We start from the raw sequence: 25,301 nt of genomic DNA on the forward strand, positions 1-25,301 counted from the left end.
ATTTTTTTACTCCGGTCACCGGTCTGTCGTCTTTCTGACCGGTTCCGGAGTAAAAATGAAGAGTGAGGATGGGGAAACTAGCGGGGGTTGCCGGCGGGCGCATCCGGCAGGTCAGAGGTGCTCCAGCCCCCGCCCAGGGCCGCCACCAGAGCCACACTGGTCACCCATTGGGTACTCTGCAGTGCCAGCAGGCTCTGTCGGGCGCTGAGACGGCTGTTTTCGGTGGTCGCCACATCAAGGTAGTCAATCATCCCGGCATCATACTGATTGCGGGTGACACGGGCAGATTCAGCCGCGGCATCACTGGCGGCTTTCTGGGCCGAGATTTCGTCGTTCAGGGTATTCAGTTCGACCAGATTATCTTCCACACCCTGCATCGCCGTCAGCACCGTCTGGCGATAGGTCGCCACACTGGCGTCATAGGAGGCGCGGGCCTGTTCCACCTTCGCGGAGGTGGCACCGAAGTCCAGAACCGTCCCGCTCAGCTCCGGTCCCAGCGACCAGACACGCTCAGGCAACGAAAACAGATTGTGCAATACACTGGACGTAAAGCCGCCGCTGGCCGACAAGGTCAGGTCCGGATAGTATCCGGCAATCGCCACCCCGACCGCCGCGTTGGCCGCAGCCACATTACGCTCGGCATAGGCGATATCCGGACGGCGCTGCAACAGGCTGCCCGGCAGACTGACCGGGATGGCCGGTAAGGTCGCGGTCAGCGGTGCCGCCGGCAGCGAGAACTGTGACGGTGTCTGGCCGATCAGCAGAGCAATGGCGTGTTCCAGTTGCGCGCGCTGCCACTGATAGTCCAGCGCCGTTGACCGGGTACTGGCCAGCTGCATCTGTGCCTGCGCCAGCGTCCCGCGATCTTCATTACCGGCCAGGTATTTATTATTGATTACCCGCAGATAGCCTTCATAAGCAGTAATACTCTGCTGATAGAGGGCGATCCGCTCATCCATAATCCGCAGCTGGAAGTAGTCCTGCGCCAGTTCAGACTGCGCACTCAGGGTGGCATTGGCAAGCTCGGCCGCACTCGCCGAAGCACTGGCGCGATCTTCTTCCCGCTGACGACGCAGACTGCCCCAGAGATCCACTTCCCAGCTGGCGGTCAGTTGGGCGGAGTGGCTGTCAGCAATACTCTGCACCGGAGAACTGCCATTGGTGTGGCTGGCTGCCCGGGTCGAGCTGCCGGTAGCACTCAGCGACGGGAACAGCGCGGCTTTGGATTGCGCAGCCAGCGCACGGGCCTCACGGTACTGTGCGGCATACATAGCAATATTCTGGTTGGAAATCGCCACCTGAGGCATCAGCTGGTTCAGTTCCGGGTCGTTAAAGATCCGCCACCACTCCCCTTTCGGTTCCGCATCCATCGGGGTGGCCTGTTGCCAGCCTTTCGCTTCTTTAAACTGTATCGGCACATCTGCCGACGGACGATGGTAATCCGGGCCGACCATACAGCCACTGAGCAGCAATACCAGGCAGATCGGGGTAAGCTTTTTTACTGTTTTCATCAATCAGGATCCTGAGGCCCGCAGGCGGTGCCATTGTCGTTTTGTGGCGCGGCTCAGCCGGTCCAGCCACAGATAGACCACCGGGGTGGTAAAAAGGGTCAGCAACTGGCTAAGCGCCAGACCGCCGGCAATCGCCATGCCCAGCGGACTGCGCAGATCGGCGTCCCCGCCGCTGCCCAGCGCCAGAGGAAGTGCGCCGAAGAACGCCGCCAGCGTGGTCATCATAATAGGACGGAAGCGTTTCACGCAGGCCTGCGTGATGGCCTCCTGCGGGGTAAGCCCCTGTTTACGTTCCGCATCCAGCGCGAAGTCGATCATCATTATGGCGTTCTTCTTGACGATACCGATCAGCAGCACAATACCGATCAGTGAAATCACCGTCAGCTGGGTATTGGTGAGGATCAGCAGCAGCAAGGCCCCCACCCCGGCAGACGGCAGTGTCGAAAGGATAGTCAGCGGATGAATATAGCTCTCATAGAGCATGCCCAGCACGATATAGACGGTGGCCAGCGCTGCGGCAATCAGCCACGGCATGGTCGCCGTCAGCTGTGTAAAGGCCGCGGCGGTACCCTGGAAACCGGCCTGAATCGTATCCGGCAGACCAATTTTTGCCATCGCCTGATGAATGGCGGCCTGGGCTTCTTCCAGCGATGCCCCGTCCGCCAGGTTGAAGGCCAGCGTACTGGTCGCCGACTGCCCCTGGTGGTTGACCGACAGCGGCGCATTGCCGCCACGGAAACTGGCAAAGGCCGACAGCGGGATCCGGTCGCCGCTATCGTTAATCACGAACAGCTTATCCAGTTCCGACGGGTCACGGGTCTGGTCACTTTGCAGCATCATCACGACATGATACTGGTTCAGCGTCTTGTAAATGGTGGCTATCTGGCGCTGGGCAAAGGCATTATTCAGCAGGGTATCCAGCATCTCCACATTCACCCCTAAGCGGCTGGCCCGATCCCGGTCGATATCGATCATCACTTCCTGCCCCCCGGTCTGGGAGTCTGAATCCACATCAGTTAACTGCGGGATAGCCCGCAATGCGGCCGCCACTTTCGGTGTCCAGGTGCGCAGCAGGTCCAGATCATCGGCCTGCAGACTGTACTGATAGGTCGCATTCGCGCTGCGTCCGCCAATATGTAAGTCCTGAGCCGCCATCAGGAATAACTGTGCTCCGGCCACGTGGCTGGCTTTCATACTCAGCCGGTTAGCAATTTCGGTAGCATTACCTTTCCGTTTATCGAAGTCCTTCAGCCGGACAAAGAAATTCGCCGTGTTACGCGACCCGAACATCCCGCTACCCATGGAGGACATCACACTTTCCACCGCCGGGTCAGAGCGGATAATTTGCGTAAATTCGGCCACTTTCGGTTTCATCGCCTGGAAGGAGATATTCTGGTCGGCCCGCGCCATCCCCATCAGTAACCCGGTATCCTGGTTCGGGAAGAAGCCTTTCTGAACCACCGAATAAAGAAACAGATTCAGCAACACGGTCAGCAGCAGACTGAACATGGTCAGTTTCTGGTGTGCCATCACCCAGGCCAGCCCGCGACCGTAGGCGGCAGACAGCCGGTTAAGCTGCTTTTCAATCCAGCGGAACACCGGATGCGGTTGCTGCGTCTCCGGCGGCTGACGCTTCAGCAAACGGGCACATAACATCGGCGTCAGACTGAGCGACACAAACATCGAAATGACCAGCGAGATACTGAGGGTCACCGCGAATTCGCGGAACAGGCGGCCCACAATGCTGCCCATCAGCAGGATGGGGATAAAGACCGCAATCAGCGAGATGGTCATCGATAACACGGTAAAGCTGACTTCCTGTGCCCCGCGCACCGCGGCCCGCACCGGCCCCAGTCCGGATTCGATATGGCGCATGATGTTTTCCAGCACCACTATCGCATCATCCACCACAAACCCGGTGGCGATGATCAGCGCCATCAGGGAAAGGTTATCCAGGCTGTAGCCCAGCAGATACATGACTATGCAGGTTCCGATCAGCGAGACCGGTAATGCCAGTGCCGGGATCACCACCGCCCGCCAGTTACGCAGGAACACAAACACCACCGCAATCACCAGCAATACGGCCGTCAGCAGGGTTTCTTCGGTGTCATACAGTGAGGCACGGACCAGCGGCGCACGGTCAACCACCAGCTGCAGACTGGTGTCTGCCGGCAGGGTCGCCCGCATGGCCGGTAGCTGTGCCTTTATGGCATCGATCGTCTTCAGCATGTTGGCACCGGCCTGCCGGGTGACGCCAATCATTACCGCCGGTTTACCGTTCAGAAAGCCGGCACTGTACTTATCCTGCACGCCGTCGTAGACGGTGGCGACATCGTGTAAGCGCACAGCTTTGCCATTCTGATAAAGAATGATCAGGTTGCGGTAGCGGTCGGCACTCTCCAGCTGACCGTTACTGTCGATAGACCAGGAGAAGTTCTTCCCTTCCAGTATGCCTTTCGGCAGATTGGTGGTGCTGTTGGCCACCGCGGTTCTGACGGTATCCAGCGAGATCCCGTATTGCGTCAGTTTTTCCGGCTGCAAATCGATACGCACCGCCGGTAATGCACTGCCCATCAGGGAGACTTCACCGACTCCCTGCACCTGCGAGACCACCTGTTCTATCTTACTCTCGGCGAGGTCATATAACTCGCCGGGCGGTCGCGTCGAGGAGGTCAGCGCCATCATCACTATCGGCGCATCGGACGGGTTGGCTTTCCGGTAGGTCGGCATCGAAGGCATACTGCTCGGCAGTAAGCTGCGGGCGGCGTTGATTGCCGCCTGCACATCCCGCGCGGCGCCGTTGATATTCCGGTCCAGAGAAAACTGCAGAATAACGGTGGTGGAGCCCTGAGAACTGCTGGACGTCATCTGGGTGACGCCGGCAATTTCGCCCAGCGCACGCTCCAGCGGGGTGGCGACCGTAGCCGCCATCGTTTCAGGGCTGGCACCAGGCAGGCTGGCGCTGACCATAATGGTCGGGAAATCGACCTGAGGTAACGGGGCCACCGGCAACAGCCGGTAGCCCAGCGTCCCCAGCAATAGCATTGCCAGAGTCAGCAAAACGGTGGCAACCGGCCGGAAGATAAACAGCCGGGTGATACTCATGACTCCCTCCGTGCGGCATCACGGCGACGCTGAATAAAACGTTTTCCGCGCTGTGACACGCCGTCGAACCAGAGATAAATCACCGGGGTGGAGAACAATGTCAGCACCTGACTGACGATCAGACCCCCGACGATCACCAGCCCCATCGGTTCACGCAGTTCAGACCCGGAGCCCGAGGCCAGCATCAGCGGTAATGCCCCCAGTAATGCGGCCATGGTGGTCATCAGGATCGGGCGGAAACGCAGCAGACAGGCCTGGTGAATCGCCTCGCGCGGTGACAGATGCTGTTTATTTTCGGCTTCCAGCGCAAAGTCGATCATCATAATGGCGTTCTTCTTCACGATACCGATCAGCAATATCACCCCGATAAGGGCGATCAGACTGAACTCCGTGCCGGTCAGCAGTAACGCCAGTAATGCACCTATCGCGGCCGACGGCAGGGTCGAGAGGATGGTGACCGGGTGGATAAAGCTCTCATAGAGAATGCCTAGCACCAGATACATGGTCAGCAGGGCCGCGAGGATCAGCCACAGGGTATTGGCCGTGGCGCTCTTAAACGCCGATGCCTCGCCCTGATACTGCAGCGTGATGGAGGACGGCAGGTTTAACTGCTGAATAATATCCCCGATCGCCTGCTGTCCCTGCTCTATCGAGTATCCCTGGTTGAGGTTAAACGAGACCATGACCGCGGGGTACTGGTTAAGACGCATATTCATCAGTGACCCGAGCCGCTGATGGATCGTCGCAATCGATGTCAGCTTCACCATCCCGCTACGGGTCGTGGTATCGGTGCTGCTGTCCGTAGTGGTGTCTGAACTGCTGCCGGCAGACGTGGTGCTGGCGGAGTCGCTGGTGCTGGTCACCGAAGATTTCAGATAGATATCATTCAGCGATTGCGGACTTAGCTGATAATCAGGCGCGACTTCCAGCACCACCCGGTACTGATTCGCCTGGGTGAAAATGGTCGAGACCAGGCGCTGACCGAAGGCGCTGTACAATGCCGTATCCACATCCGCGGCGGTGATCCCCAGCCGTGAGGCTTTATCACGGTCCAGATCAACGTACGCAATACGTCCCTGATCCTGCAGGTTGCTGACCACACTGTTAAATTCCGGACGTTTCGCCATCGCGGCAATCAGTTGCGGCGTCCACTTCACCAGCTGTTCGCTGTCCAGAGAGGCCAGCGTAAACTGGTACTGACTGGGGGTCACCTGGTCATTGACGGTCAGATCCTGTGCCTGTTGCATATAGAGGCTGATACCCGGCACCTGACGCGCCGCCTGCTGCAGTTGTTTCACAATCTCATCGCCACTGTCGCTGCGCTCTGAGAAAGGCTTCAGGTTAATTTGCAGACGACCGCTGTTCAGGCTGGTATTGGTGCCGTCGATACCTATCGTGGAACTCAGCGATGCCACGGACGGGTTTTTCAGCACAATCGCCGCCAGGGCCTGCTGGCGCTGCGCCATTTCCTGAAAGGAAACATCCTGCGAGGCAATAGTGGTACCTTCAATCAGTCCGGTATCCTGCGGCGGGAAGAACCCTTTCGGCACCATCACATACAGCAGGGCCGTCAGTGCAAAGGTCGCGACCGCCACCCACAGGGTAATTTTCTGGTGGTTGAGCACCACATTCAGTAACCGGTCATAACCACGGATGATACGGTCAAACCCTGCCCCCACCTTGCGGGAAAAACGGGATTGTTTCTCTTCCGGGACATGGCGAAGTAAGTACGCACATAACATCGGGGTCAGGGTCAGGGAGACCACCAGCGATACCAGAATAGAAACCGCCAGCGTAATGGCGAACTCCCGGAACAGGCGTCCGACCACATCGCCCATAAACAGCAGCGGGATCAGCACCGCAATCAGCGAGAAGGTCAGCGAGATCAGGGTAAAACCTATCTGCTGCGCGCCTTTCAGGGCCGCCTCCAGTGGTGACTCCCCCTCCTCCAGACGCCTGGAGATATTCTCGACCATGACGATGGCATCATCGATCACAAAGCCGGTGGCAATGGTCAGCGCCATCAGAGACAGATTGTTGAGGCTAAAGTCCAGCAGATACATGACGCCGAAGGTGCCGACCAGTGACAGCGGTACCGCCACACTCGGGATCAGGGTCGCGGACAGATTGCGCAGGAACAGGAACGTGACCATCACCACCAGCGCTATCGACAGCATCAGCTCAAACTGAACATCGCTGATCGAGGCCCGGATGGTCTGGGTACGGTCGGAAATCACGTTCAGTTTCACACCGTCCGGCAGGGCTGCCTGCAGCGCCGGGAGCTGCGCTTTAATACTGTCGACCACCTGGATAACGTTCGCACCGGGCTGACGCTGAACACTGACGATAATCGCCGGCTGGCGGTTGGCCCAGGCTGACTGGAAGCGGTTTTCGGCACCCTGCGTGATGGTGGCGATATCTTTCAGGCGCAGTGCCGCACCGTTCTGCCAGGTGAGGATCAGATTGCCGTACTCCTGTGGTGTTTTCAGCTGGTCGTTGGCATCGATAGTCACCGAGTGAAACTGGCCGTCAAAGCCCCCTTTCGAACCATTGACGTTGCTGTTGGTGATCAACGTGTCCACATCAGAAAAGGTCAGGTTATGGGCGGCCAGAGCCTGCGGATTGAGCTGGATGCGGATGGCCGGCTGGTTTCCGCCGGCCAGCGTCACCAGACCCACGCCGCTGATCTGCGACAGTTTCAGGGCGACACGGGTGTTAATCAGATCCTGCACGCGGGTCAGTGGCAGGGTGTTGGAGGTTGCCGACAGTGTGATCACCGCCGTATCGGCCGGGTTCACCTTTTTGTAGGTCGGCGGATTCGGCAACCCACTGGGTAACAGGCTGTCTGCGGTGTTGATCGCGGCCTGGACTTCCTGCTCGGCCACATCCAGAGCGGTGTCCAGCCCGAAACGCAGAGTGATCACCGAAGAGCCGCCGGAGCTTTCAGAGGTCATCTGACTGAGGCCGCTCATCTCGCCCAGATCACGTTCCAGCGGGGCGGTGACAGCGGTGGACATCACTTCCGGGCTTGCCCCCGGATAGAGCGTGGTGACCTGGATGGTCGGATAATCGACCTGTGGCAACGCAGACACGGACAAAAAGCGGTAAGCAAAAATACCGGAGAGCAGCAGGCCGATCATCAGTAACAGGGTTGCGACCGGTCGTTGGATAAATAGCCGGGAGGGATTCATTAATTCTTCGCCTGTGAACGCTCTTTGTCTGAAGCAGTCCCGGCCGCCGCCCGGGTTTCACTGCTATCCACGACCGATACTTTCGCGCCGGTGGTCAGTCTGTCGATCCCTTCCGTGACCAGCCTGTCACCCGGTTTAACGCCGCTGAGGATCACCTGCTGATCACTGCCATAGGCAGGACCGGTGGTTACGCTGCGGCGGGTCACCGTATCGTCGGCATTGATCACAAACACAAAGCTGCCATCACTGCTGAGCTGTAAGGCCTGTGCCGGGATCACCGTGGCATTGTTCAGTACTTCGGTCTGCAGACGCAGGTTAACAAACTGGTTAGCAAACAACGCTTCATCGGTATTCGGGAACATCGCTTTCAGTTCCACGCTGCCGGTACTGGTATCAATTTCATTGCTCATAAACCGCACGGTCCCCTGAGCGAGCGCGGTGCTGTCGTTCTGATCAAACGCCGTGGCAGGCAAGGCCTCGCCGTGATGCAGCGTTTTAACCAGTTGCGGGATATTACTCTGCGGTACGCTGAAGGTCACGGCGGCAGGCTGCATCTGCGTTATCGTGACCAGTGAGGTGCTGGAGGCGGTCACCATATTCCCCGGGTCGACCAGACGCAGGCCGACACGACCACTCACCGGCGCGGTGATGCGCGAGTAACCGATATTGATTTTTGCACTGTTAATCTGGGCCTGATCTTCCTGAACCGCGCCGCTGTACTGCCCTACCGTCGCCATCTGACTTTCCAGATCCTGGCGTGACAGCGAGTCCTCCGCATAAAGCTTACGGTAACGGGCGAGGGTCAGCCTGGCGCTGGTCAGCAGGGCTTTGTTCTGGGCAAGTGCCCCTTCATACTGCTGCAGTGTGGCCTGATACGTCCGGTCATCGATCTGTGCCAGCAACTGCCCTGCGGTGACTTTCTGACCTTCGGTGAAATACACTTTATCCAGCTGCCCGTCGACACGACTGGTGACGGTCACGCTGGCATTAGGCACCACCGTCCCGGGAGAACTCAGATAAACAGGGACGTTCGCCTGCGTTGCGCTGCCGGCATGCACCAGCGTGCCGCCGCTACCGGCCTGCATTCCCATGCGATGACCGCCAGGACCTGGCATACCGCCGCCAGCGCCGTGACCGGAAAACCAGACCCGCCAGATAACCCCGGCAATAATCAAACAGAAAACGCCTGCCAGAAGCCATCTCAGCCAGTGATATCGAACGGTTTTTTCAGTGTTATTTGTCATCAGATTCTGTGGTTATCAGAGAAATCGGGCACAGCAGATAGTCGTATCTTTGTGCAGCGGAATTTATATAACTTGCTCTATTATTGACAACAGTGGCGACATATTTCCACCGTCAAAGCGTAAGGTTTTCGTTAAAAAGTGTCGACAGCCGCAAGACGGCCGGGGATAGCGGCGATAAAAACGGGATGAATTTTCAGTGTGTTGGGCAGCCGTCCCCCTGCACCGTGGGCGGTACAGAGGGGGTGAGTGCAAATTCAGGGGGTCGTTTCAGGCGTGTTGGTGCTGTACAACGCATCCGGCGCAACATTCAGATATTTAAGCACCGGGCCGATGATATTCCCGAAAATCGGTGAGGCCACCGATCCCCCGAAGTGAGCCCCTGCGGTCGGGTGGTTGATCATGATCACCAGTGCCACCACCGGATGGCTGGCCGGTGCGACGCCGGCGGTATAGTTAATATACCCGCCGTCATATTTACCGTTAGACCCCATTTTTTCTGCCGTACCGGTCTTAATCGCCAGCCGGTAGCCGGGAACCGCGGCCCGGACACCGGAACCGCCGGGCAGGGCGTCACTTTCCATCATATGGACGACACTGCGAACCACATCCTCATCGGCGACCCGGTTACCTTCTACCGGGGGCGTCACTTTGGTGATAGACAGCGGACGATAGATGCCAAACGAGCCGAGGGTCGCATATTCACGCGCCATCTGCAGCGGTGTCACACGCAGGCCATAGCCGAAGGAAAAGGTAGCACGTTCGATATCCGCCCAGCGCTGACGATGCAGCGGAAAATACCCGGTACTTTCGCCGGTCAGCCCCAGGTCGGTTGGCCGCCCCAGACCGAAGGAGCGGTAAGTATTTACCAACACGTCAGCCGGCATCGCCAGGGCAATATGTGAAACCCCGATATCACTCGATTTCTGCAGGATCCCGGTCATGGTCAGACGGGGCCAGTGGCCGACATCGCGGATCAGGTGTCCGTTAACCACATACGGGGTGGTATCGATCACCGAGTCCGGACGGACCAGATGGCGCTGTAACCCTTCCATCACCACCAGCGGTTTAACGGTAGAGCCGGGTTCGAAGCTGTCGTTAATCGCCACGTTACGCATCTGTACCGGAGTGGCCCCGTCGTAGTTATTCGGGTTATAGGATGGATAGGAGGCCATTCCCAGTACTTCGCCGGTATCGACTCTGACCATGACGGCGGCACCGGAGTCGGCTTTGTTCAGCAAGACCCCGTCCCGCAGCTTGCTGTACATGGTGTACTGGATAAATTTATCGATACTCAGCTGCACGTTCGGTGGCTGAGACGGCGGCTGGTAACTGATCATCGAAATGATATTACCGTGACGATCCTGACGGTATTTCTCTTTACCCGGTTCGCCTTGCAGGATCTTATCGAAACTTTTCTCAATGCCGTTAAGACCGCCGTTATCTGCCCCGACAATCCCAATCAGGGGTGCCGCGGCATCGCCCATCGGGTAGAAACGGCTGTCATCATAGACAGAGGTGATCCCCGTCAGGTGCAGCTGAGAAATATCTTTGGCGATACCCAGCTCAACTTTACGCCCCAGATAAAGGAAGCGTTTTTTCGGGTTTGCGGTAATTTCGGCCGCCAGTTCCTCCGGGCGCATACTCAGCGCAGAGGCCAGATAGTTCCATTTGGCCCCATAGAAATCAGGATTGGCTTCGAGCACTTTCAGCGGATCGGCAATAATGTCACGGGACGGAACGCTCAGGGCCAGGGTATCGCCGTTGCGATCCAGCAGGGTGCCGCGGTTGGTCGGCAGGATCACGGTACGCAGTGAACGCTGGTCCGCTTCGCGCTCCAGCATAGGATGGTCAAGCAGTTGTAAATCCCCGACCCGCAACAGCAGAAAAGCCAGACAACTCACGACACCGAGGCACACCAGGCGAAATCGGAAAGGGTTAAAGTTTTTGTTGATCTGGTCTTTACCCAGCATCTTTTTTATCCGGGGCATAACAATCCGCTGAATTAATAAAATAAGTCAATCTGACGCTGTTTTATAATGAATTTACCCGCAGGATCACAGCTAAAGTGTGTATCAGTTGGTAATAGTCCGTTATCACAGAACAGTGATAGCATATCAGGCGGCCGGGAAAAATGGGAATCAGCGGTAAAAAAAAGGGATATTCCTGGTAAAAAAAAACCTGCGCTTCAGCGCAGGCTGGTGTAATCAAAAACTTTGATGTTCACCCATCAATACCTCTGGGACAATCAATTTACCAGGTAAGTATCCTCAGCCACCACCAGATAAACGCAACTATTCTCCGCAAAATGTAAGCAGCTATTTAAAAGTAAACCCGCCGAAATAACACGGCTGTCAACGTTTTCCACCACCCGACCGCAAAAAAAACCGTCAGCGGGTGTAATTTTGCCGATATCGGAGCGCGGACAGCTCTGCGGCTTGCAGTCCGCGGCGTTTTCCGTAACACTTCCTCGATATGCCACTCTCCCCCCGGACTCAACTTAATGGCTACCATAAAGGATGTTGCCAGACTTGCCGGTGTTTCAGTCGCGACTGTCTCCCGGGTTTTAAACCATTCTCCGAAAGCCAGTGATGCCTCACGTCAGGCCGTCCGTGCGGCGATGCAGCAACTGCACTATCAGCCGAATGCCAATGCCCGCGCGCTGGCTCAGCAGACTACCGCAACCATCGGGCTTATCGTCGCCGACGTGGCTGACCCGTTCTTCGGGGCCATGGTGAAAGCCGTCGATGAAGTTGCCAGCCAGACCAGTAACTTTTTGCTGATCGGTAACGGTTATCATAATGAGCAGCAGGAGCGGCTGGCGATACAGCAACTGATCCGCCACCAGTGTGAAGCGCTGGTACTGCATGTGAAGAAGATACCGGACGATGAACTGGCCGGATTAATGCGCCAAATCCCGGGCATTGTACTGATCAACCGTACCTTGCCGGGGTTTGAATCACGTTGCATAGCCCTGGATGATAACTACGGTAGCTGGCTGGCGACCCGCCATCTGATCCAGCAGGGCCACGAAAATATTGCGTTTATCTGCTCTGATCATGCGATTTCGGATGCCGGTGACCGGCTGGCAGGGTATTACCGGGCACTGAATGACCACCGGATCCCGCAGAATCCGCAACTGGTTGCCTTTGGTGAGCCGGATGAAACCGGAGGTGAAAAAGCCATGATTAGCCTGCTGGCACAGGGAAAAACCTTCAGTGCGGTCGCCTGTTATAACGACTCAATGGCCGCCGGCGCGCTGGCGGCGCTGAACGATAACAGTATTCCGGTGCCGCAACAGATGTCGCTGATTGGCTTTGATGATGTGCTGGTCAGCCGGTATGTGCGGCCACGGCTGACCACTATCCGCTACCCCGTCGTGACGATGGCGCAACAGGCTGCCCGTCTGGCGCTGGCGCTGTCCAAAAATCAGCCTCTGCCGACGGTGACACACCTGTTCCATCCGACACTGGTGATCCGTCACTCCGTCGCGCAGTACAACGAGCCGGGCTGAGGCGCCCGGCAACGGTGAGTTATTCGCCGGTGTCCAGTTCTAACGCCAGCAATTCCCCGATGGTCTGGGCGCGACGAATTTCACGCACCTGCCCGTCTTCAAACATCACTTCAGGGATCAGCGGTCGGCTGTTATAACCGGAAGACATCGACGCCCCGTAGGCACCGGTGTCATGAAACACCAGATAATCCCCGACCCGCGCGGCGGGCAGTGCCCGGGGGGCGATGGTCCCGCCCTCAAGCTGGGTAAACACATCCCCGGACTCGCACAGCGGACCGGCGACCACGGTATCCTGCAACGTCCCCGTGTCCGCAGCAGAGTTATCTGCCGGCATCACCGAGATTTCATGGTAACTGCCGTACATGGCTGGCCGCATCAGATCACTGAATCCGGCATCGACCAGTACAAAATGCCGGCTGCCCATCGGTTTTACCGCCCGCACCTGGCTGACCAGTACCCCGGATTGCGCCACCAGGAACCGGCCCGGCTCAATTTCCAGTTTGACCGGGTGACCGAGATGGCTGGCAATACGCTGACGCGCAGCATTCCACAGACTGAAATAGTGGCGGGTATCGATTTCGTCTTCACCGTAACGGTAAGGGACCGAGAGCCCGCCGCCGGCAGAAATCGCCGGGATATCCGCCCCGCTTTCGATGACCTGGCCGACCATCGCATCACAGACCTGCTGCAGATGCTGATAATCCACTCCGGAACCGATATGCATATGCAGTCCGGCGAGGGTTAATCCGTGGTCACGGATCACCTGCAACGCTTCACCCAGTTGCTGATACCAGATGCCATGTTTACTGTTTTCCCCGCCGGTATTGGTCTTCTGGCTGTGCCCGTGGCCAAAGCCCGGGTTGATACGCAGCCAGACACGGTGCCCGGGCGATACCGCCGCCAGCTGATGCAGCATATCAACCGACCCGGCATTGACCGCGATCTTCAGTTCTGCCACCCGCTGCAGTACGCTGTTATCCAGCAGATCGGCGGTGAATACAATATCGTCGCCTTCCGGCTGATAGCCTGCCACCAGTGCCCTTTCGATTTCGCCCAGCGATACCGAATCCACTTTCACACCCGCCGAACGCATCAGCCGCAGAATATGAATATTAGAACAGGCTTTCTGGGCAAAGCGGATAACATCGAAATCGCGTAGTTTCTCGATCTGCTGCAGGATGACACTGGCATCATAAGCCCAGAAAGGCCCCGGGTATTGCTGTGCCAGCGGCAGCAGATTGTTTTGATTTAAGGCGGTTTCGGTGGTGGCTAACGGGCGCGGCATAATTTCATCTCTCCTGTTCGGTAGCCTCCAGTAAGCCACAGACCAGCCATATTGAAAAATATCAATTTATCGTTAATCTATTCATTACTGATATGCTTTTACTGAGATAACGGCCATCGCCACGCCAGTCGGCACAGGTTGCCACTTAATAGTGATGAACAGCGATGGCGAAGAGAGCGGCAGACGGAACCATCCGCCATGCTCACACATTTGGCGGTTATCGATTACGCTGTAAGTCTAAGGACCGCCATTTTTCGCGGTTACCGCCCCCCCGGATCGGAGAGAAATGTATGAAGAAAGCACTGCTTCTGGCCGCAGGTTTGTTCTGTTCAGCCAGCACACTGGCCGCCGCCAGTCAGCCTTTTCCGCCGCCCTCTGACACTCAGCCGGTCAGAAACCTGGCACAGGAAAACCGCAACCTGCAACTGGTCTATCACTTTTATGATCAGTTCTTTAATGACCATAATCTCAGCGCCGCCGACAGAGACCTCTCTGCCGGCTATAAACAGCATAATCCTCATGTTCCAGATGGCCGCGCGCCTTTTGTGAAATACTTTGCCGGCTATTTTAAAGCGAACCCGCAGGCACACTCCGTGATCAGTCAGTACGGCACTTACGGAGACCGCGTATTTCTGCGGGTCCATTCGGTACGTAATCCGGACGATCGCGGACGGGCCATTGTCGATATTTTCCGTGTGAAAGACGGTAAAATAGTCGAGCACTGGGATTCGGTTCAGGATGTCCCGGCAACCGCCGCCAATGATAATACGATGTTCTGAATCACCGCGGCTCTGCCCTGCGATACCGGCAGAGAAACGCGGCCACAGAGGCGCTGCGCGATCGCCACAGCGGGCGCAGCGCTGACAAGGTACACAGGGAATGCAAAAAATTAACTGGCGTCAGGTTGAAATATTTCATGCCATTATGACCCGTGGCAATCTGACTCAGGCGGCAGAGTTTCTGCATACATCACAGCCGACCCTCAGCCGTGAACTGGCCCGCTTCGAACAGCAACTGGAAGTAACGCTGTTCAGCCGTGTGCGCGGCAGGCTGCAGCCGACCGTACAGGCTCTGCGCCTGTTCGAGGAGGTTGAGCGCAGCTGGTATGGTCTGGAGCGCATCAGAGAGACGGCAGAAGGATTACGGGATTTTCATCAGGCCGAACTTTCGGTGGCCTGTCTGCCCGCCTTCTGTCAGTCACTGCTGCCTTCACTGTGCCAGCCCTTTCTGCAGCGCTATCCCGGGGTGAGTATGAATATTATCCCGCGTGAATCGCCGCTGCTTGAAGAGTGGTTATCGGCCCAGCGGTATGATCTGGGCCTGACGGAAACCTCTCAGCAACCCGCCGGCACCAGGCTGTTGCCCCTGCTGACGGTCGATGAGGTCTGTGTGCTGCCGGCGCATCATCCGCTGGCGGCCCGGCCGCAACTCACCCCGCAGGATTTTTCAGGGTTACCCTTTATCAGCCTGTCGCGGGATGACAGCTATCGCCAGCTGCTGGATACCCTGTTCAGGGAACATAATGTCAGCCGGCAGTTACGGATGGAAACGCACAGCGCCGCCTCGGTCTGTGCCATGGTGAAGGCGGGGGTCGGGGTGTCGATCATTAACCCGCTGACCGCGCTCGATTATGCCGGCCAGGGGGTGGTGATGAGGAAGTTCAGCATCAGCGTCCCCTTTACGGTCAGTCTGATCCGTCCGCTGCATCGTCCGGAATCGTCGCTGACCGGGGCATTTATCGATCACCTGCAGCAACAGGCCGGACAATTCGTCCGGCAGATAGCGCGACAGTTACAGACGGACGGGTAAAGTCTATGGGTGGGCCTGCTGACCCGCCGCACGCGAACCGCCACGGAAGATCATCAGGGTGGTCAGCAGCCCCGCCAGTGCCAGCAGGGCGGCCGCCACAGGCACCCCACGCAGCCCTGCGCTGTGTCCGATCACGACCCCGCCCAGCCAGGCACCCAGCGCGTTGCCGAGGTTAAAGGCAGAGATATTCAGGGTAGACACCAGATGCGGGGCATCATGACCATAACGCACCACGTTTATCTGCAGTGCCGGCACCAGAGAGAACGCTGCCATCGACCAGAGGAACAGCGTCACCTCTGCCAGTAATATTTCCCCGCTGCTCCAGCGGAACAGTAATGAAAAAACGGTCAGCAAACTAAAACTCAGCAGCAGGCTCAGCGATAATTTGTGATCGGCCAGCCGGCCTCCCAGCGTGTTACCGAGCGTCAGGCCCGCGCCCATCAGGAACAGCGTCCAGCTGACACCGTCTGCGCTGATACCGGTGATCTGTATCAGTATCGGCGCGATATAGCTGAACAGAGCAAACATCGCCGCAGAAAACCAGACCGTAGTCAGCAGAGAGAGCCACAGCTTACCGCTGTTCAGTGCCCGCACTTCACGCATCAGCGACACCGGCTTTTCGTCTTTATCCACCGGCAGGCTGACCAGCAGCGCAGTAAACGCCAGCAGACCGATGCCACTGACCGCCCAAAAGGTGGCACGCCAGCCATATAACTGACCAAACCAGGTGCCCAGCGGCACCCCCAGCACATTGGCCAGCGTCAGGCCGGTGAACATCAGGGCTACCGCCGACGCCTGCCGCTCAGGCGCCACCAGCCGCGAAGCCACCACGGCACCGATGCCAAAGAAGGCGCCATGACAGAGCGCCGTCACCACCCGGGCCAGCATCAGGAATGCGTAGCCCGACGCGGTGGCGCACAGCAGGTTACCGAGAATAAAAATCAGCATCAGTAACAGCAAGGTTCGCTTACGCGGCAGCCTGGCCGTCAGCACCGCCATGACCGGGGCGCCGATAGCGACGCCGAGGGCATATCCGCTAATCAGCCAGCCTGCCGACGGGATAGACACATGCAGGTTACCGGCGACATCCGGCAGTAATCCCATGATGACAAATTCAGTCGTACCAATGGCAAAGGCACTGAGTGCCAGAGCCAGCAAAGCTATGGGCATAACGACTCCTGTTACAGGTGATGAATTCAGCGCGTGACAACACAGAGTGCCGGTGGCTGAACGGTGATAGGTCATATTTTTATTCATTAAGTAAAGCACAGGCGCCGGGAAGGACAAAGAGTGAAAACTGCAAAGGATTCTTGTACTGACAGCAATAATAACCGGACCGCCACGGCATTTATCACCCGCGGGTGCCACGGCGGGATGACATTATCACCGGTAGAAATGCAACCACCGGATTTTTTCCTTTTATTGATTTATTATTAAAATTAACTGAAACCGCCAATAAATAACCGAAAGGCTTTACCGGTAACGTTAATAATATAAATCGGATAATTATTTCTGTGCCGTTTTAATTTCTCCGTGGCACTCATTCTCATTCGGTGTGATTACCCGCACACTATTCCGCACTGCCCTGAGGTATAAAATAACGGTTTCATATTCCGTTCAGGATGACATTCACTACGACAGGGAAACCACCATGAAAAGAATATTACTGTGTTGCGCAGCCGGAATGTCCACCAGCATGCTGGTCGCTCGTATGCAGAAACATGCCAGCGAAAACAACCTGGCAGTAGAGATCAATGCCATCAGTATCAGCGAGCTGGAAAACCATATCCACCAGTGTGACTGTTGCCTGCTCGGGCCGCAGATAAAATATAAACTCGCTGATATTCAGGAAAAACTGGCCCCCCTCAATATCCCGGTTGCGGTCATTAACACCATGGATTACGGAATGATGCGCGGTGATAAAGTTCTGGAATCCGCCTTAGCGATGTAACGCACCCCCGGGGGTTATATGGATATCAACAAGCTTTTCACGTCGCTGGAAAAGTTTATGCTGCCTCTTGCGGCAAAACTCTCCTCTCAGCGCCATATTATGGCTATCCGTGACGGATTTATTACCGTCATGCCATTTATGATTATCGGGTCCTTTGTTCTGATATTTGCCTACCCGCCCTTTACCGAAGGTAATACGTTTTTTATTGCCCGTGGCTGGCTGTGGTTTGCCAGCGAATATAAAGAACAGTTACTGACGCCCTATAATATGACGATGGGTATTATTTCGGTCTATATCTGCCCTGCCGTCGCCTATTGCCTGGCCCGTCATTATAAACTGGAAGGGCTGAATATTGCCTTACTGTCTCTGGCGGCGTTTATGCTGCTCTGCTGCCCGATGACTGACGGGGTGATGGCGAGCAGTTTTCTCGGCGGAACCGGCATTTTCACCGCGATCATCATCGCCATCATCATTACCGAAATCTCGCGGCTGTTGCACCTGAAAGATATCGGTATCCGTTTGCCTGAACAGGTACCGGATAATATCCGTAAATCGTTTAACCAGTTGATCCCGATGGCCCTGATGCTGATCGTGCTGTTTCCCGTCAGCCTGGGCGTTCAGGCTTTCAGCGGCATGCTTATCCCGCAGGCCATCATGGCGGTATTCAGCCCGCTGCTTTCGGCGTCAGACTCTTTACCGGCGGTGATCCTGGCGGTGGTTATCTGTCATGTCCTCTGGTTTGCCGGGATCCACGGGGCCAGTATCGTCGGTGGCGTATTCCAGGCGTTCTGGCTGACGAATATTGGTCTGAACCAGATTAATATGGCCAATGGCCTGCCACCGGAGCGTATTTTCGTTGAACCCTTCTGGGCCTTTTTCATTCTGTTCGGCGGCTCCGGTGCCACCATGGGCCTGGTCCTGCTGTATCTGCGCAGTAAATCTGCCCACCTGCGTTCTATCGGGAAAATATCGCTGGTCCCGGCCATCTTCAATATTAATGAACCGGTGATTTTCGGTTCGCCGATTGTGATGAATACCCTGTTTTTTATCCCCTTTATCCTCAGTCCGATGGTTAACGGCATTCTGGCCTGGTTCGCCATTAAATATGGCCTGGTGGAACATATTGTCTCTCTGGTGCCGTGGACCGCCCCCGGGCCGATCGGCGCCGCCTGGGCTGCCGGCTGGAATATCAACGCCGCATTGCTGGTGATCCTGCTGATCGTGATCTCCGCGGTGATCTATTACCCGTTTTATAAAATGTACGAGCGCAGCCTGCTGGCCGCAGAAACTGCCGGGGAGGAGTGATATGAAAATCGATGAAGAGATGCTCATCAGCTTAATCATCAGTGCCGGAGAAGCAAAGTCCTGTGCGATGGAAGCCATCAGTGCCGCTCGCCACGGGCAATGGGACAAGGTCCCGGCCTTATTAAAGCAATCGGACGATGCCGCCCGCGAATGTCATAACGCTCAGACCCGAATGATAGGAGAAGATGAAGGCTGCGGAAAAATCCCTGTCAGCCTGATCATGGTCCATGCCCAGGACCATATTATGAACGCCATGCAATGCCGTGAAATGGCTGAGGAGATCATCTGCCTGCACCGGAAGTTTAATTCACTCACCTCACAGAGTAAGGATGCCTGATGAAAATTGTTACGATCGGAGGAGGTTCCAGTTATACCCCGGAACTGATTGAAGGTTTAATTCTGCGCCAGAAAAAATTACCCATTACCGAGATCTGGCTGGTTGATATTGAAGACGGTAAAGAAAAACTACAGATTGTCGGGGATATGGCCCGTCGTATGGTCGAGGCCGCCGGTCTGAACTGGCAAATCCGCCTGACCCTGGACAGGAAAGCCGCGCTGAAGGACGCCGATTTTGTCACGACCCAGTTCCGGGTCGGGTTACTGGAAGCGCGTCAGAAAGATGAATGTATCCCGTTATCACACGGTTTTCTGGGTCAGGAAACCAACGGTGCCGGCGGGATCCTCAAGGCCTTCCGGACCATTCCGGTGATTCTGGATATTATTAAAGATATGCGTGAACAGTGCCCGGAGGCCTGGCTGGTGAACTTCACCAATCCGGCCGGCATGGTCACTGAAGCCGCCATCCGCTACGGACACTGGGAAAAGACAATCGGTTTGTGTAATGTCCCGTTCAGCCATATCGAACAGGCGAAGAAAATTCTCAATCAGCCCGAAGAGTCATTATTTTTTAAATTTGCCGGCCTGAATCATTTCCACTGGCACCGCGTGTGGGACCGCCACGGCAAAGAACAAACCCGGGCGCTGATTGATGCTATCTATGGCCAGCATATGCAGAATGAAGGGCTGACGAATATTCACCAGATCCCCTTCTATCCTGAACTGGTTCGCCATCTCTCCATTCTGCCGTGCGGGTATCACCGTTACTACTATCTGGAACAGCAGATGCTGGAGCATTCAGTCACCGATTTTGAGGCGTATGCTACCCGTGCAGAAGTAGTAAAAGCGACAGAAAACCGCTTGTTTGAGCTGTACAAAAATCCGGACCTGAAGGAAAAACCTGAAGAACTCGCTCAGCGCGGAGGGGCCCATTACAGTGATGCCGCCTGCGACCTGATCGAATCTATCCATAACGACAGCCGCAGAATGATGGTGGTCAGTACCCGTAATAACGGTGCCCTGACCGATTTACCTTATGACAGCATTGCCGAAGTGACCGCGGTTATTACTTCACACGGTGCCGAGCCACTGAACTGGGGCACATTCCCGCCGGCTGCGCGCGGTATGTTGCAGATTATGAAGGCGATGGAACAGACCGTGATTGAGGCGGCAGTCAATGGTGACTACGGGGCTGCCCTGCATGCATTTACCATTAACCCGCTGATCCGGGCCGGGGAAACCGCAAAACAGGTGCTGGACCAGTTACTGTACGCACATAAAAAATACCTGCCGCAGTTTGCCGATACCATCGCCCGTATTGAGGCGGAACAGCCTGCCGATACGCAGTTTGTCGATCAGTTACTGGCGGATCGTAAACGCCATCAGCAATAATCGCCACGCCCTCCGGCAGCTCTCTTCGGGGAGTCGCCGGAGATTTCTATGCAGAACCGGTCAGCCAGAAACATGGTCTCTGTTCCCTGCCCTCTGCTGCTTTCCTGTTCTTGACTGCTTACCTGTCCTTTAAAGCTTACCTGTTTTTATCATCCCGTTGCTGATGAACCAGATCACACGTCCTGTAAACCAGCCTGCAGCGGACAGAAAATGCTGCACAATCTGGCCGATGAATTCAAAACGCCGGGAGTAAATAGCGGACAGGAAGTACAGAAAACCATGCATTCTGCTTCTGTCGTTAAAAGTATGCCCTTTTATGACAACCGTCAGTCTCTGGAGTGACTGCCATTCGGGAATAGTGGGTATTGCCAGTGCTGAGGGTTCATATACAGACAAAGCTAAAGGTGGAGTATTGCCCTATGCGTAAGTCTCTTAAGGTATCCGGTAGTGCAATTTTCATTACTGCTGTCGCTCTCACCCAGGCCTGGCCATGGGTCAAAATGGAATTCGCGGGTAGTGCTCACTATACTGAGCAGGATAAGCGGGAGTATGATTTTTATACTCCTGAAATATTGAGAAAAATGCCGCGAATTTCTGCCCGTTATTCCTTTGATTTTGCAAACATCACAGGACCTGCGGCGCAGGTGTATGCCGTCAAATTTTACGATACGAACGATCCCCGTAAAATAGAAAATTATCTGACATCTATAGGATACCAACGGACTGAATGTGACTTTGAGTCAACGTGTTGGCGCAGAACAGACCCTCAGGGCTCTGTTTATGTCGGTACTTTGAAGGGGGAGAAAACCGTCATCGTGCAGGTTGTCTGCAACTTCACATCACGCTCTTCTGCTGCTAATAAACGATTCAACGGAGAGCATCCGCACCAGCATTGAGTCGTCAGGCCTGATTGTACAGACCCGGCATGATGATAAAGGGTAATAATCGCATTTGGTCGCCTGTGTCCCTGAAGATCAATACCGTTCCGGACGCGGGTATCCTGTCTTTGCAGCGCCGGGACAGACGACGAACGGGTATGGTTGAAGGTAAGAGAGTCAAATCCTGTGCTGACAGACTGACCGCAGGGAGCGAAATACGCGAAGGTCACTGGCCCGGCGTTCATCCGAGACCTTGTTAACTTGCTGCCCGAACCCTGTTAAAAACAGGGTACAAAGCTATTCCTGACGTTCACTTTTTAACTGATGTATGACCTTGATCACGGCGTTATGCCAGTCCGGAATGTGCATCATATCGGCTAACTTTTTATTAGATAAAACCGAACGGGCGGGACGCTTCGCCGGGCGGCCAAACTCATGACGGGTGATAGCCTGTAATGTCTGAGGCAGATGTAATAATCCCGCCTTATAGCTTTGTTCAAAAATAAACTCAGCGAACTGGTACCAGCTCACCGGTGTATTACCACAATAGTGATAGAGGCCGGGTTTAACGTGATTCTCCAGTAAATATATGATGGCCGTGGCCAGGTCTCCCGCATAGGTCGGGCAACCATACTGGTCTGACACTATTTTTAGTGGCGTATTTTTTCCTGAAAGCGCTAACATGGTTTTCATAAAATTATTACCATATTCACTGAAGAGCCAACTGGTTCTTATGATGAGTGAATCCGGCAGAATTTCGGATAGCGCAAGTTCCCCATCAAGTTTTGTTTTCCCGTAAATATTCAGGGGATTAGCCGGGGTATCCTCGGTATAGGGCGAGGAGGAGTCACCATCGAAAACATAATCGGTGGAGATATGAAGAATGCCCGCACCACAGTTTTTGGCAGCAATTGCCAGATTTTTCACCCCATCGGTGTTCACTGCTTTGGCATGTTCCGGGTCGTCTTCTGCGAGGTCTACGGCAGTATATGCAGCAGCATTAATGATGAAATGTGGGTGCGTCTTCTCTATCAGCGCTTTCACCCGGTAAGGGTCCGTTATATCCAGTACCGATCGGTTAGTCGCCGTGACCTGCCAATGCGAGGGATAATGCTGTAATAAACAGCGACCGAGTTGTCCGTCAGCGCCGCAAATGAGTACTTTCATCCTGTCAGCTCTGCCAGAGGTTTCCCTTGCTGATCTTTAGCTGAAAGTATCGGCTGATCCGTTTGCCAGATAATCCCGACGGCCGGATCATTCCAGAGCAGACATCCCTCGTCACCGGCAACATAGGGGGCGGTACATTTGTATTCGACGTCGGCCGTATCAGACAATACCAGAAATCCATGGGCCAGACCTGGCGGAACCCATAACTGAAATTTGTTAATTCCGGAAAGACTGGCACTGACCCAGCGGCCATAGGTAGGGGATTCGGGACGAATATCGACGACTACATCATATATTTCCCCGCGTACGACACGAACCAGTTTTCCCTGCGGATAGTGGCGCTGGAAATGCAAACCACGAAGAACCCCTTTAACCGAACGGGAATGGTTATCCTGAACGAAATCTTCAGTAATATTTAAGGCCTGCAGATAACGATTTTTCTGGAATGTCTCAAGAAAGAAACCGCGTTCGTCGTCGAATACGGCGGGCTGGATAATTTTAACATCTGCAATTAAAGTATCCTGTACTTTCATCTGATACGCACTTAATGACTGTCTAATAGTTGTGAAAGATAATAGCCATAGCCCGTTTTCTCTAATCTCCTGGCCTGCTCAGCGACCTGTTGCATTGAAAGCCAGCCATTGCGATAAGCAATCTCCTCCAGGCAGGCAACTTTAAACCCCTGACGTTCTTCGATAGTGTGTATGAACTGTGAAGCATCAAGCAGGCTTTCATGCGTCCCGGTGTCCAGCCAGGCAAAACCTCTTCCCAGACGTTCCACATTCAGTAACCCTGCTTCCAGATACATCTGGTTAATTGTGGTAATTTCCAGTTCTCCGCGGGCAGATGGTTTAACCTGTTTAGCCATATCGACCACCTGAGTGTCGTAGAAATAAAGCCCGGTAACGGCCCAGTTTGAACGGGGTAACTGTGGTTTTTCTTCCAGTGACAGAGCAACCGTATTCTCATCGAACTCAACAACACCATATCGCTGAGGATCCTTTACCTGATACCCGAAGACTGTCGCCCCATGGCTTCTGGCTGCGACATTCAGTAATTTGCTGCCAAATCCCTGACCGAAAAAGATATTATCGCCAAGCACCAGAGAACAACGTTCTTTTCCGATAAAATCTTCGCCAATCAGAAATGCTTCTGCCACACCCGCGGGACGGGATTGGATCCTGTAGCTAATATGGATGCCGAAGCTGGAACCATCGCCCAACAGTCGACGAAAGGATTCAATATCCTCCGGAGTTGTAATGACCAGAATATCTCTTATCCCGGCAAGCATAAGTACCGAAATCGGATAATAGATCATGGGCTTGTCATAGACCGGTAATAGCTGTTTCGATACCCCCTGGGTTATGGGATAGAGTCTGCTTCCCGTTCCACCCGCCAGCACAATTCCTTTCATTCTGTACTCCTCATTATCTGGTGACGCACTGTCGCTGCCAGCCATCATTTTTTGCCTGAACACTTTGCCACCAATGTTGATTTTCCAGATACCACGTCACTGTCTTGCGTAAACCCGTTTCAAACGTTTCCCTGGCGACCCAGTCTGTGCTGGTAAGAATTTTTGTAGCATCGATAGCATAACGTTTGTCGTGTCCGGGCCGGTCAGCCACGAATGTGATCAGATCACTATAACCGGATAGGCCCGCAGGCTTAGCCGGATGTAATTCTTCCAGCAACCCACAGATACGCTGGACAACGTCCAGATTAGTCAGCTCATTGCTGCCGCCAATGTTATAGGTTTCTCCGACACTGGCGTGATTGATAACTTCCCAGAGCGCCCTGGCGTGGTCTTCTACATATAACCAGTCCCGGATTTGCTGCCCGTTACCATAGACAGGGATAGGCTTACCCGTTAATGCATTGATAATCGTGAGCGGTATTAATTTCTCAGGGTAATGATACGGACCATAGTTATTTGAGCAATTTGTCACAATCACGGGTAAGCCGTATGTTTTACCCCAGGCCCGGACCAGATGGTCACTGGCAGCTTTGGAGGCGGAATAGGGACTGCTGGGGGCATAAGGTGTATCTTCCCGGAAGAAATCATCGGAACGTTGCAGATCACCATAGACCTCGTCGGTGGAAATATGATGGAAAATAAATTTTTCATCGGCCCGCGTTCGGGTATGTTGCAGGTAGTGGCGGGTCGCTTCCAGCAGATGATAAGTGCCCAGAATGTTGGTATTAATAAATTCAGCCGGACCGTCGATGGAACGATCAACGTGGCTTTCCGCAGCAAGATGCATAATGGCATCCGGCTGGAAATGTGTCAGCAACCGGTCCAGTCCGGGACGATCACAGATATCAAGATGTTCAAAGCGGAAACGATCATTACCGGAAACAGGGGCCAGTGAGTCCATATTGCCTGCATAGGTGAGGCTATCAACAATGGTTACATGGGCGGTGGTATTCTGAATAATATGGCGAACGACTGTCGAGCCGATAAATCCTGCACCGCCAGTAACAATAATTTTCATAATAATAGATTCACTTAATACAGAGGTATAACACGTAAAAACCGTTGCCGGAACCAGAGCGCTGCTTATCCACATGGCATACGGTAATCTGACCGGATAAACTGCGTTAGTTATTCTCCCATAC

At 54.9% G+C, this 25,301-nt stretch carries 20 protein-coding genes; 9 read left to right on the forward strand and 11 right to left on the reverse strand.

The window, feature by feature from the left end; all coding sequences use genetic code 11:
* Positions 1-77: 77 nt before the first annotated feature.
* From JK223_RS10710 to JK223_RS10730, 5 genes are all read right to left on the reverse strand, one after another.
* Positions 78-1,511, reverse strand: coding sequence for an efflux transporter outer membrane subunit (locus JK223_RS10710; RefSeq protein ID WP_212714177.1), 1,434 nt, complete (start codon positions 1,509-1,511; stop codon positions 78-80).
* A 3-nt stretch (positions 1,512-1,514) separates the two neighbouring features.
* The gene (locus JK223_RS10715; RefSeq protein WP_212714178.1) at positions 1,515-4,616 is read right to left on the reverse strand and encodes a multidrug efflux RND transporter permease subunit; all 3,102 of its coding nucleotides are present in this window, start codon (positions 4,614-4,616) and stop codon (positions 1,515-1,517) included.
* Complete coding sequence (locus tag JK223_RS10720; protein ID WP_212714179.1) at positions 4,613-7,807, reverse strand: efflux RND transporter permease subunit; 3,195 nt, start codon at positions 7,805-7,807, stop codon at positions 4,613-4,615. The genes JK223_RS10715 and JK223_RS10720 overlap by 4 nt, the downstream gene beginning before the upstream one ends.
* A complete protein-coding gene (locus JK223_RS10725) occupies positions 7,807-9,051 on the reverse strand; it encodes an efflux RND transporter periplasmic adaptor subunit (RefSeq protein ID WP_212714180.1) in 1,245 nt (414 codons plus the stop codon). Before JK223_RS10725 ends, JK223_RS10720 begins: the two co-directional genes overlap by 1 nt.
* A gap of 254 nt (positions 9,052-9,305) precedes the next feature.
* Positions 9,306-11,039: a penicillin-binding transpeptidase domain-containing protein gene (locus JK223_RS10730; protein ID WP_212714181.1), complete on the reverse strand. Its 1,734-nt coding sequence runs from the start codon at positions 11,037-11,039 to the stop codon at positions 9,306-9,308.
* Between the two features lie 512 nt (positions 11,040-11,551).
* Between JK223_RS10730 and galR the strand changes: the two genes are divergently transcribed.
* Complete coding sequence (galR, locus tag JK223_RS10735) at positions 11,552-12,562, forward strand: HTH-type transcriptional regulator GalR (protein WP_212714182.1); 1,011 nt, start codon at positions 11,552-11,554, stop codon at positions 12,560-12,562.
* A gap of 19 nt (positions 12,563-12,581) precedes the next feature.
* Here galR and lysA read toward each other — a convergent pair whose 3' ends face one another.
* Positions 12,582-13,847: a diaminopimelate decarboxylase gene (gene lysA / locus JK223_RS10740; RefSeq protein ID WP_212714183.1), complete on the reverse strand. Its 1,266-nt coding sequence runs from the start codon at positions 13,845-13,847 to the stop codon at positions 12,582-12,584.
* A 290-nt stretch (positions 13,848-14,137) separates the two neighbouring features.
* Here lysA and JK223_RS10745 point away from each other — a divergent pair, with 290 nt between their 5' ends.
* Positions 14,138-14,626 carry a nuclear transport factor 2 family protein gene (locus tag JK223_RS10745; protein ID WP_212714184.1) on the forward strand — a complete coding sequence of 163 codons (489 nt, stop codon included), beginning with the start codon at positions 14,138-14,140 and terminating at the stop codon, positions 14,624-14,626.
* A 100-nt stretch (positions 14,627-14,726) separates the two neighbouring features.
* Entirely contained in the window at positions 14,727-15,656 is a 930-nt protein-coding gene (locus JK223_RS10750) for a LysR family transcriptional regulator (protein ID WP_212714185.1), read from the forward strand.
* A gap of 3 nt (positions 15,657-15,659) precedes the next feature.
* Here the strand turns inward: JK223_RS10750 and JK223_RS10755 are convergent, their stop codons facing one another.
* Entirely contained in the window at positions 15,660-16,826 is a 1,167-nt protein-coding gene (locus JK223_RS10755) for an MFS transporter (protein WP_212714186.1), read from the reverse strand.
* 481 nt (positions 16,827-17,307) lie between these two features.
* Here JK223_RS10755 and JK223_RS10760 point away from each other — a divergent pair, with 481 nt between their 5' ends.
* The 6 genes from JK223_RS10760 to JK223_RS10780 all read left to right on the forward strand — a co-directional run bounded on the left by JK223_RS10760 (position 17,308) and on the right by JK223_RS10780 (position 21,536).
* Positions 17,308-17,607, forward strand: a complete 300-nt coding sequence (locus tag JK223_RS10760) for a PTS sugar transporter subunit IIB (RefSeq protein ID WP_212714187.1) — start codon at positions 17,308-17,310, stop codon at positions 17,605-17,607.
* 18 nt (positions 17,608-17,625) lie between these two features.
* Positions 17,626-18,912: a PTS sugar transporter subunit IIC gene (locus JK223_RS10765; protein WP_212714188.1), complete on the forward strand. Its 1,287-nt coding sequence runs from the start codon at positions 17,626-17,628 to the stop codon at positions 18,910-18,912.
* Position 18,913: 1 nt separating this feature from the next.
* On the forward strand, positions 18,914-19,249 hold the full coding sequence (locus tag JK223_RS10770) for a PTS lactose/cellobiose transporter subunit IIA (RefSeq protein ID WP_212714189.1): 336 nt from the start codon (positions 18,914-18,916) through the stop codon (positions 19,247-19,249).
* Positions 19,249-20,640: a 6-phospho-beta-glucosidase gene (locus JK223_RS10775; RefSeq protein ID WP_212714190.1), complete on the forward strand. Its 1,392-nt coding sequence runs from the start codon at positions 19,249-19,251 to the stop codon at positions 20,638-20,640. The genes JK223_RS10770 and JK223_RS10775 overlap by 1 nt, the downstream gene beginning before the upstream one ends.
* A gap of 210 nt (positions 20,641-20,850) precedes the next feature.
* Positions 20,851-20,982, forward strand: a complete 132-nt coding sequence (locus JK223_RS17060; protein WP_256437118.1) for a hypothetical protein — start codon at positions 20,851-20,853, stop codon at positions 20,980-20,982.
* 77 nt (positions 20,983-21,059) lie between these two features.
* Complete coding sequence (locus JK223_RS10780; RefSeq protein ID WP_212714191.1) at positions 21,060-21,536, forward strand: hypothetical protein; 477 nt, start codon at positions 21,060-21,062, stop codon at positions 21,534-21,536.
* Positions 21,537-21,815: 279 nt separating this feature from the next.
* On the opposite strand, the gene rfbD is transcribed toward JK223_RS10780, so the two are convergent.
* From rfbD to rfbB, 4 genes are read right to left on the reverse strand one after another with little or no spacing between them, the layout of a single operon-like run.
* The gene (rfbD, locus tag JK223_RS10785; RefSeq protein WP_212714192.1) at positions 21,816-22,685 is read right to left on the reverse strand and encodes a dTDP-4-dehydrorhamnose reductase; all 870 of its coding nucleotides are present in this window, start codon (positions 22,683-22,685) and stop codon (positions 21,816-21,818) included.
* Positions 22,682-23,218: a dTDP-4-dehydrorhamnose 3,5-epimerase gene (gene rfbC, locus JK223_RS10790; RefSeq protein ID WP_212714193.1), complete on the reverse strand. Its 537-nt coding sequence runs from the start codon at positions 23,216-23,218 to the stop codon at positions 22,682-22,684. Before rfbC ends, rfbD begins: the two co-directional genes overlap by 4 nt.
* An 11-nt stretch (positions 23,219-23,229) precedes the next feature.
* Positions 23,230-24,099: a glucose-1-phosphate thymidylyltransferase RfbA gene (gene rfbA, locus JK223_RS10795; RefSeq protein WP_212714194.1), complete on the reverse strand. Its 870-nt coding sequence runs from the start codon at positions 24,097-24,099 to the stop codon at positions 23,230-23,232.
* A gap of 13 nt (positions 24,100-24,112) precedes the next feature.
* Complete coding sequence (gene rfbB, locus JK223_RS10800; protein WP_212714245.1) at positions 24,113-25,180, reverse strand: dTDP-glucose 4,6-dehydratase; 1,068 nt, start codon at positions 25,178-25,180, stop codon at positions 24,113-24,115.
* Positions 25,181-25,301: the final 121 nt, after the last annotated feature.

This window comes from Tatumella sp. JGM118 (assembly GCF_018257515.1).
In the GTDB taxonomy this organism is placed as follows: Bacteria; Pseudomonadota; Gammaproteobacteria; order Enterobacterales; family Enterobacteriaceae; genus Tatumella; species Tatumella terrea.

Excerpts from the sequence above, each read along its gene's own strand:
- JK223_RS10710 (WP_212714177.1), bottom strand. The coding sequence starts at position 1,511 with ATGAAAACAGTAAAAAAGCTTACCCCGATCTGCCTGGTATTGCTGCTC.
- JK223_RS10715 (WP_212714178.1), bottom strand. The coding sequence starts at position 4,616 with ATGAGTATCACCCGGCTGTTTATCTTCCGGCCGGTTGCCACCGTTTTG.
- JK223_RS10720 (WP_212714179.1), bottom strand. The coding sequence starts at position 7,807 with ATGAATCCCTCCCGGCTATTTATCCAACGACCGGTCGCAACCCTGTTA.
- JK223_RS10725 (WP_212714180.1), bottom strand. The coding sequence starts at position 9,051 with ATGACAAATAACACTGAAAAAACCGTTCGATATCACTGGCTGAGATGG.
- JK223_RS10730 (WP_212714181.1), bottom strand. The coding sequence starts at position 11,039 with ATGCCCCGGATAAAAAAGATGCTGGGTAAAGACCAGATCAACAAAAAC.
- galR (WP_212714182.1), top strand. The coding sequence starts at position 11,552 with ATGGCTACCATAAAGGATGTTGCCAGACTTGCCGGTGTTTCAGTCGCG.
- lysA (WP_212714183.1), bottom strand. The coding sequence starts at position 13,847 with ATGCCGCGCCCGTTAGCCACCACCGAAACCGCCTTAAATCAAAACAAT.
- JK223_RS10745 (WP_212714184.1), top strand. The coding sequence starts at position 14,138 with ATGAAGAAAGCACTGCTTCTGGCCGCAGGTTTGTTCTGTTCAGCCAGC.
- JK223_RS10750 (WP_212714185.1), top strand. The coding sequence starts at position 14,727 with ATGCAAAAAATTAACTGGCGTCAGGTTGAAATATTTCATGCCATTATG.
- JK223_RS10755 (WP_212714186.1), bottom strand. The coding sequence starts at position 16,826 with ATGCCCATAGCTTTGCTGGCTCTGGCACTCAGTGCCTTTGCCATTGGT.
- JK223_RS10760 (WP_212714187.1), top strand. The coding sequence starts at position 17,308 with ATGAAAAGAATATTACTGTGTTGCGCAGCCGGAATGTCCACCAGCATG.
- JK223_RS10765 (WP_212714188.1), top strand. The coding sequence starts at position 17,626 with ATGGATATCAACAAGCTTTTCACGTCGCTGGAAAAGTTTATGCTGCCT.
- JK223_RS10770 (WP_212714189.1), top strand. The coding sequence starts at position 18,914 with ATGAAAATCGATGAAGAGATGCTCATCAGCTTAATCATCAGTGCCGGA.
- JK223_RS10775 (WP_212714190.1), top strand. The coding sequence starts at position 19,249 with ATGAAAATTGTTACGATCGGAGGAGGTTCCAGTTATACCCCGGAACTG.
- JK223_RS17060 (WP_256437118.1), top strand. The coding sequence starts at position 20,851 with ATGCTGCACAATCTGGCCGATGAATTCAAAACGCCGGGAGTAAATAGC.
- JK223_RS10780 (WP_212714191.1), top strand. The coding sequence starts at position 21,060 with ATGCGTAAGTCTCTTAAGGTATCCGGTAGTGCAATTTTCATTACTGCT.
- rfbD (WP_212714192.1), bottom strand. The coding sequence starts at position 22,685 with ATGAAAGTACTCATTTGCGGCGCTGACGGACAACTCGGTCGCTGTTTA.
- rfbC (WP_212714193.1), bottom strand. The coding sequence starts at position 23,218 with ATGAAAGTACAGGATACTTTAATTGCAGATGTTAAAATTATCCAGCCC.
- rfbA (WP_212714194.1), bottom strand. The coding sequence starts at position 24,099 with ATGAAAGGAATTGTGCTGGCGGGTGGAACGGGAAGCAGACTCTATCCC.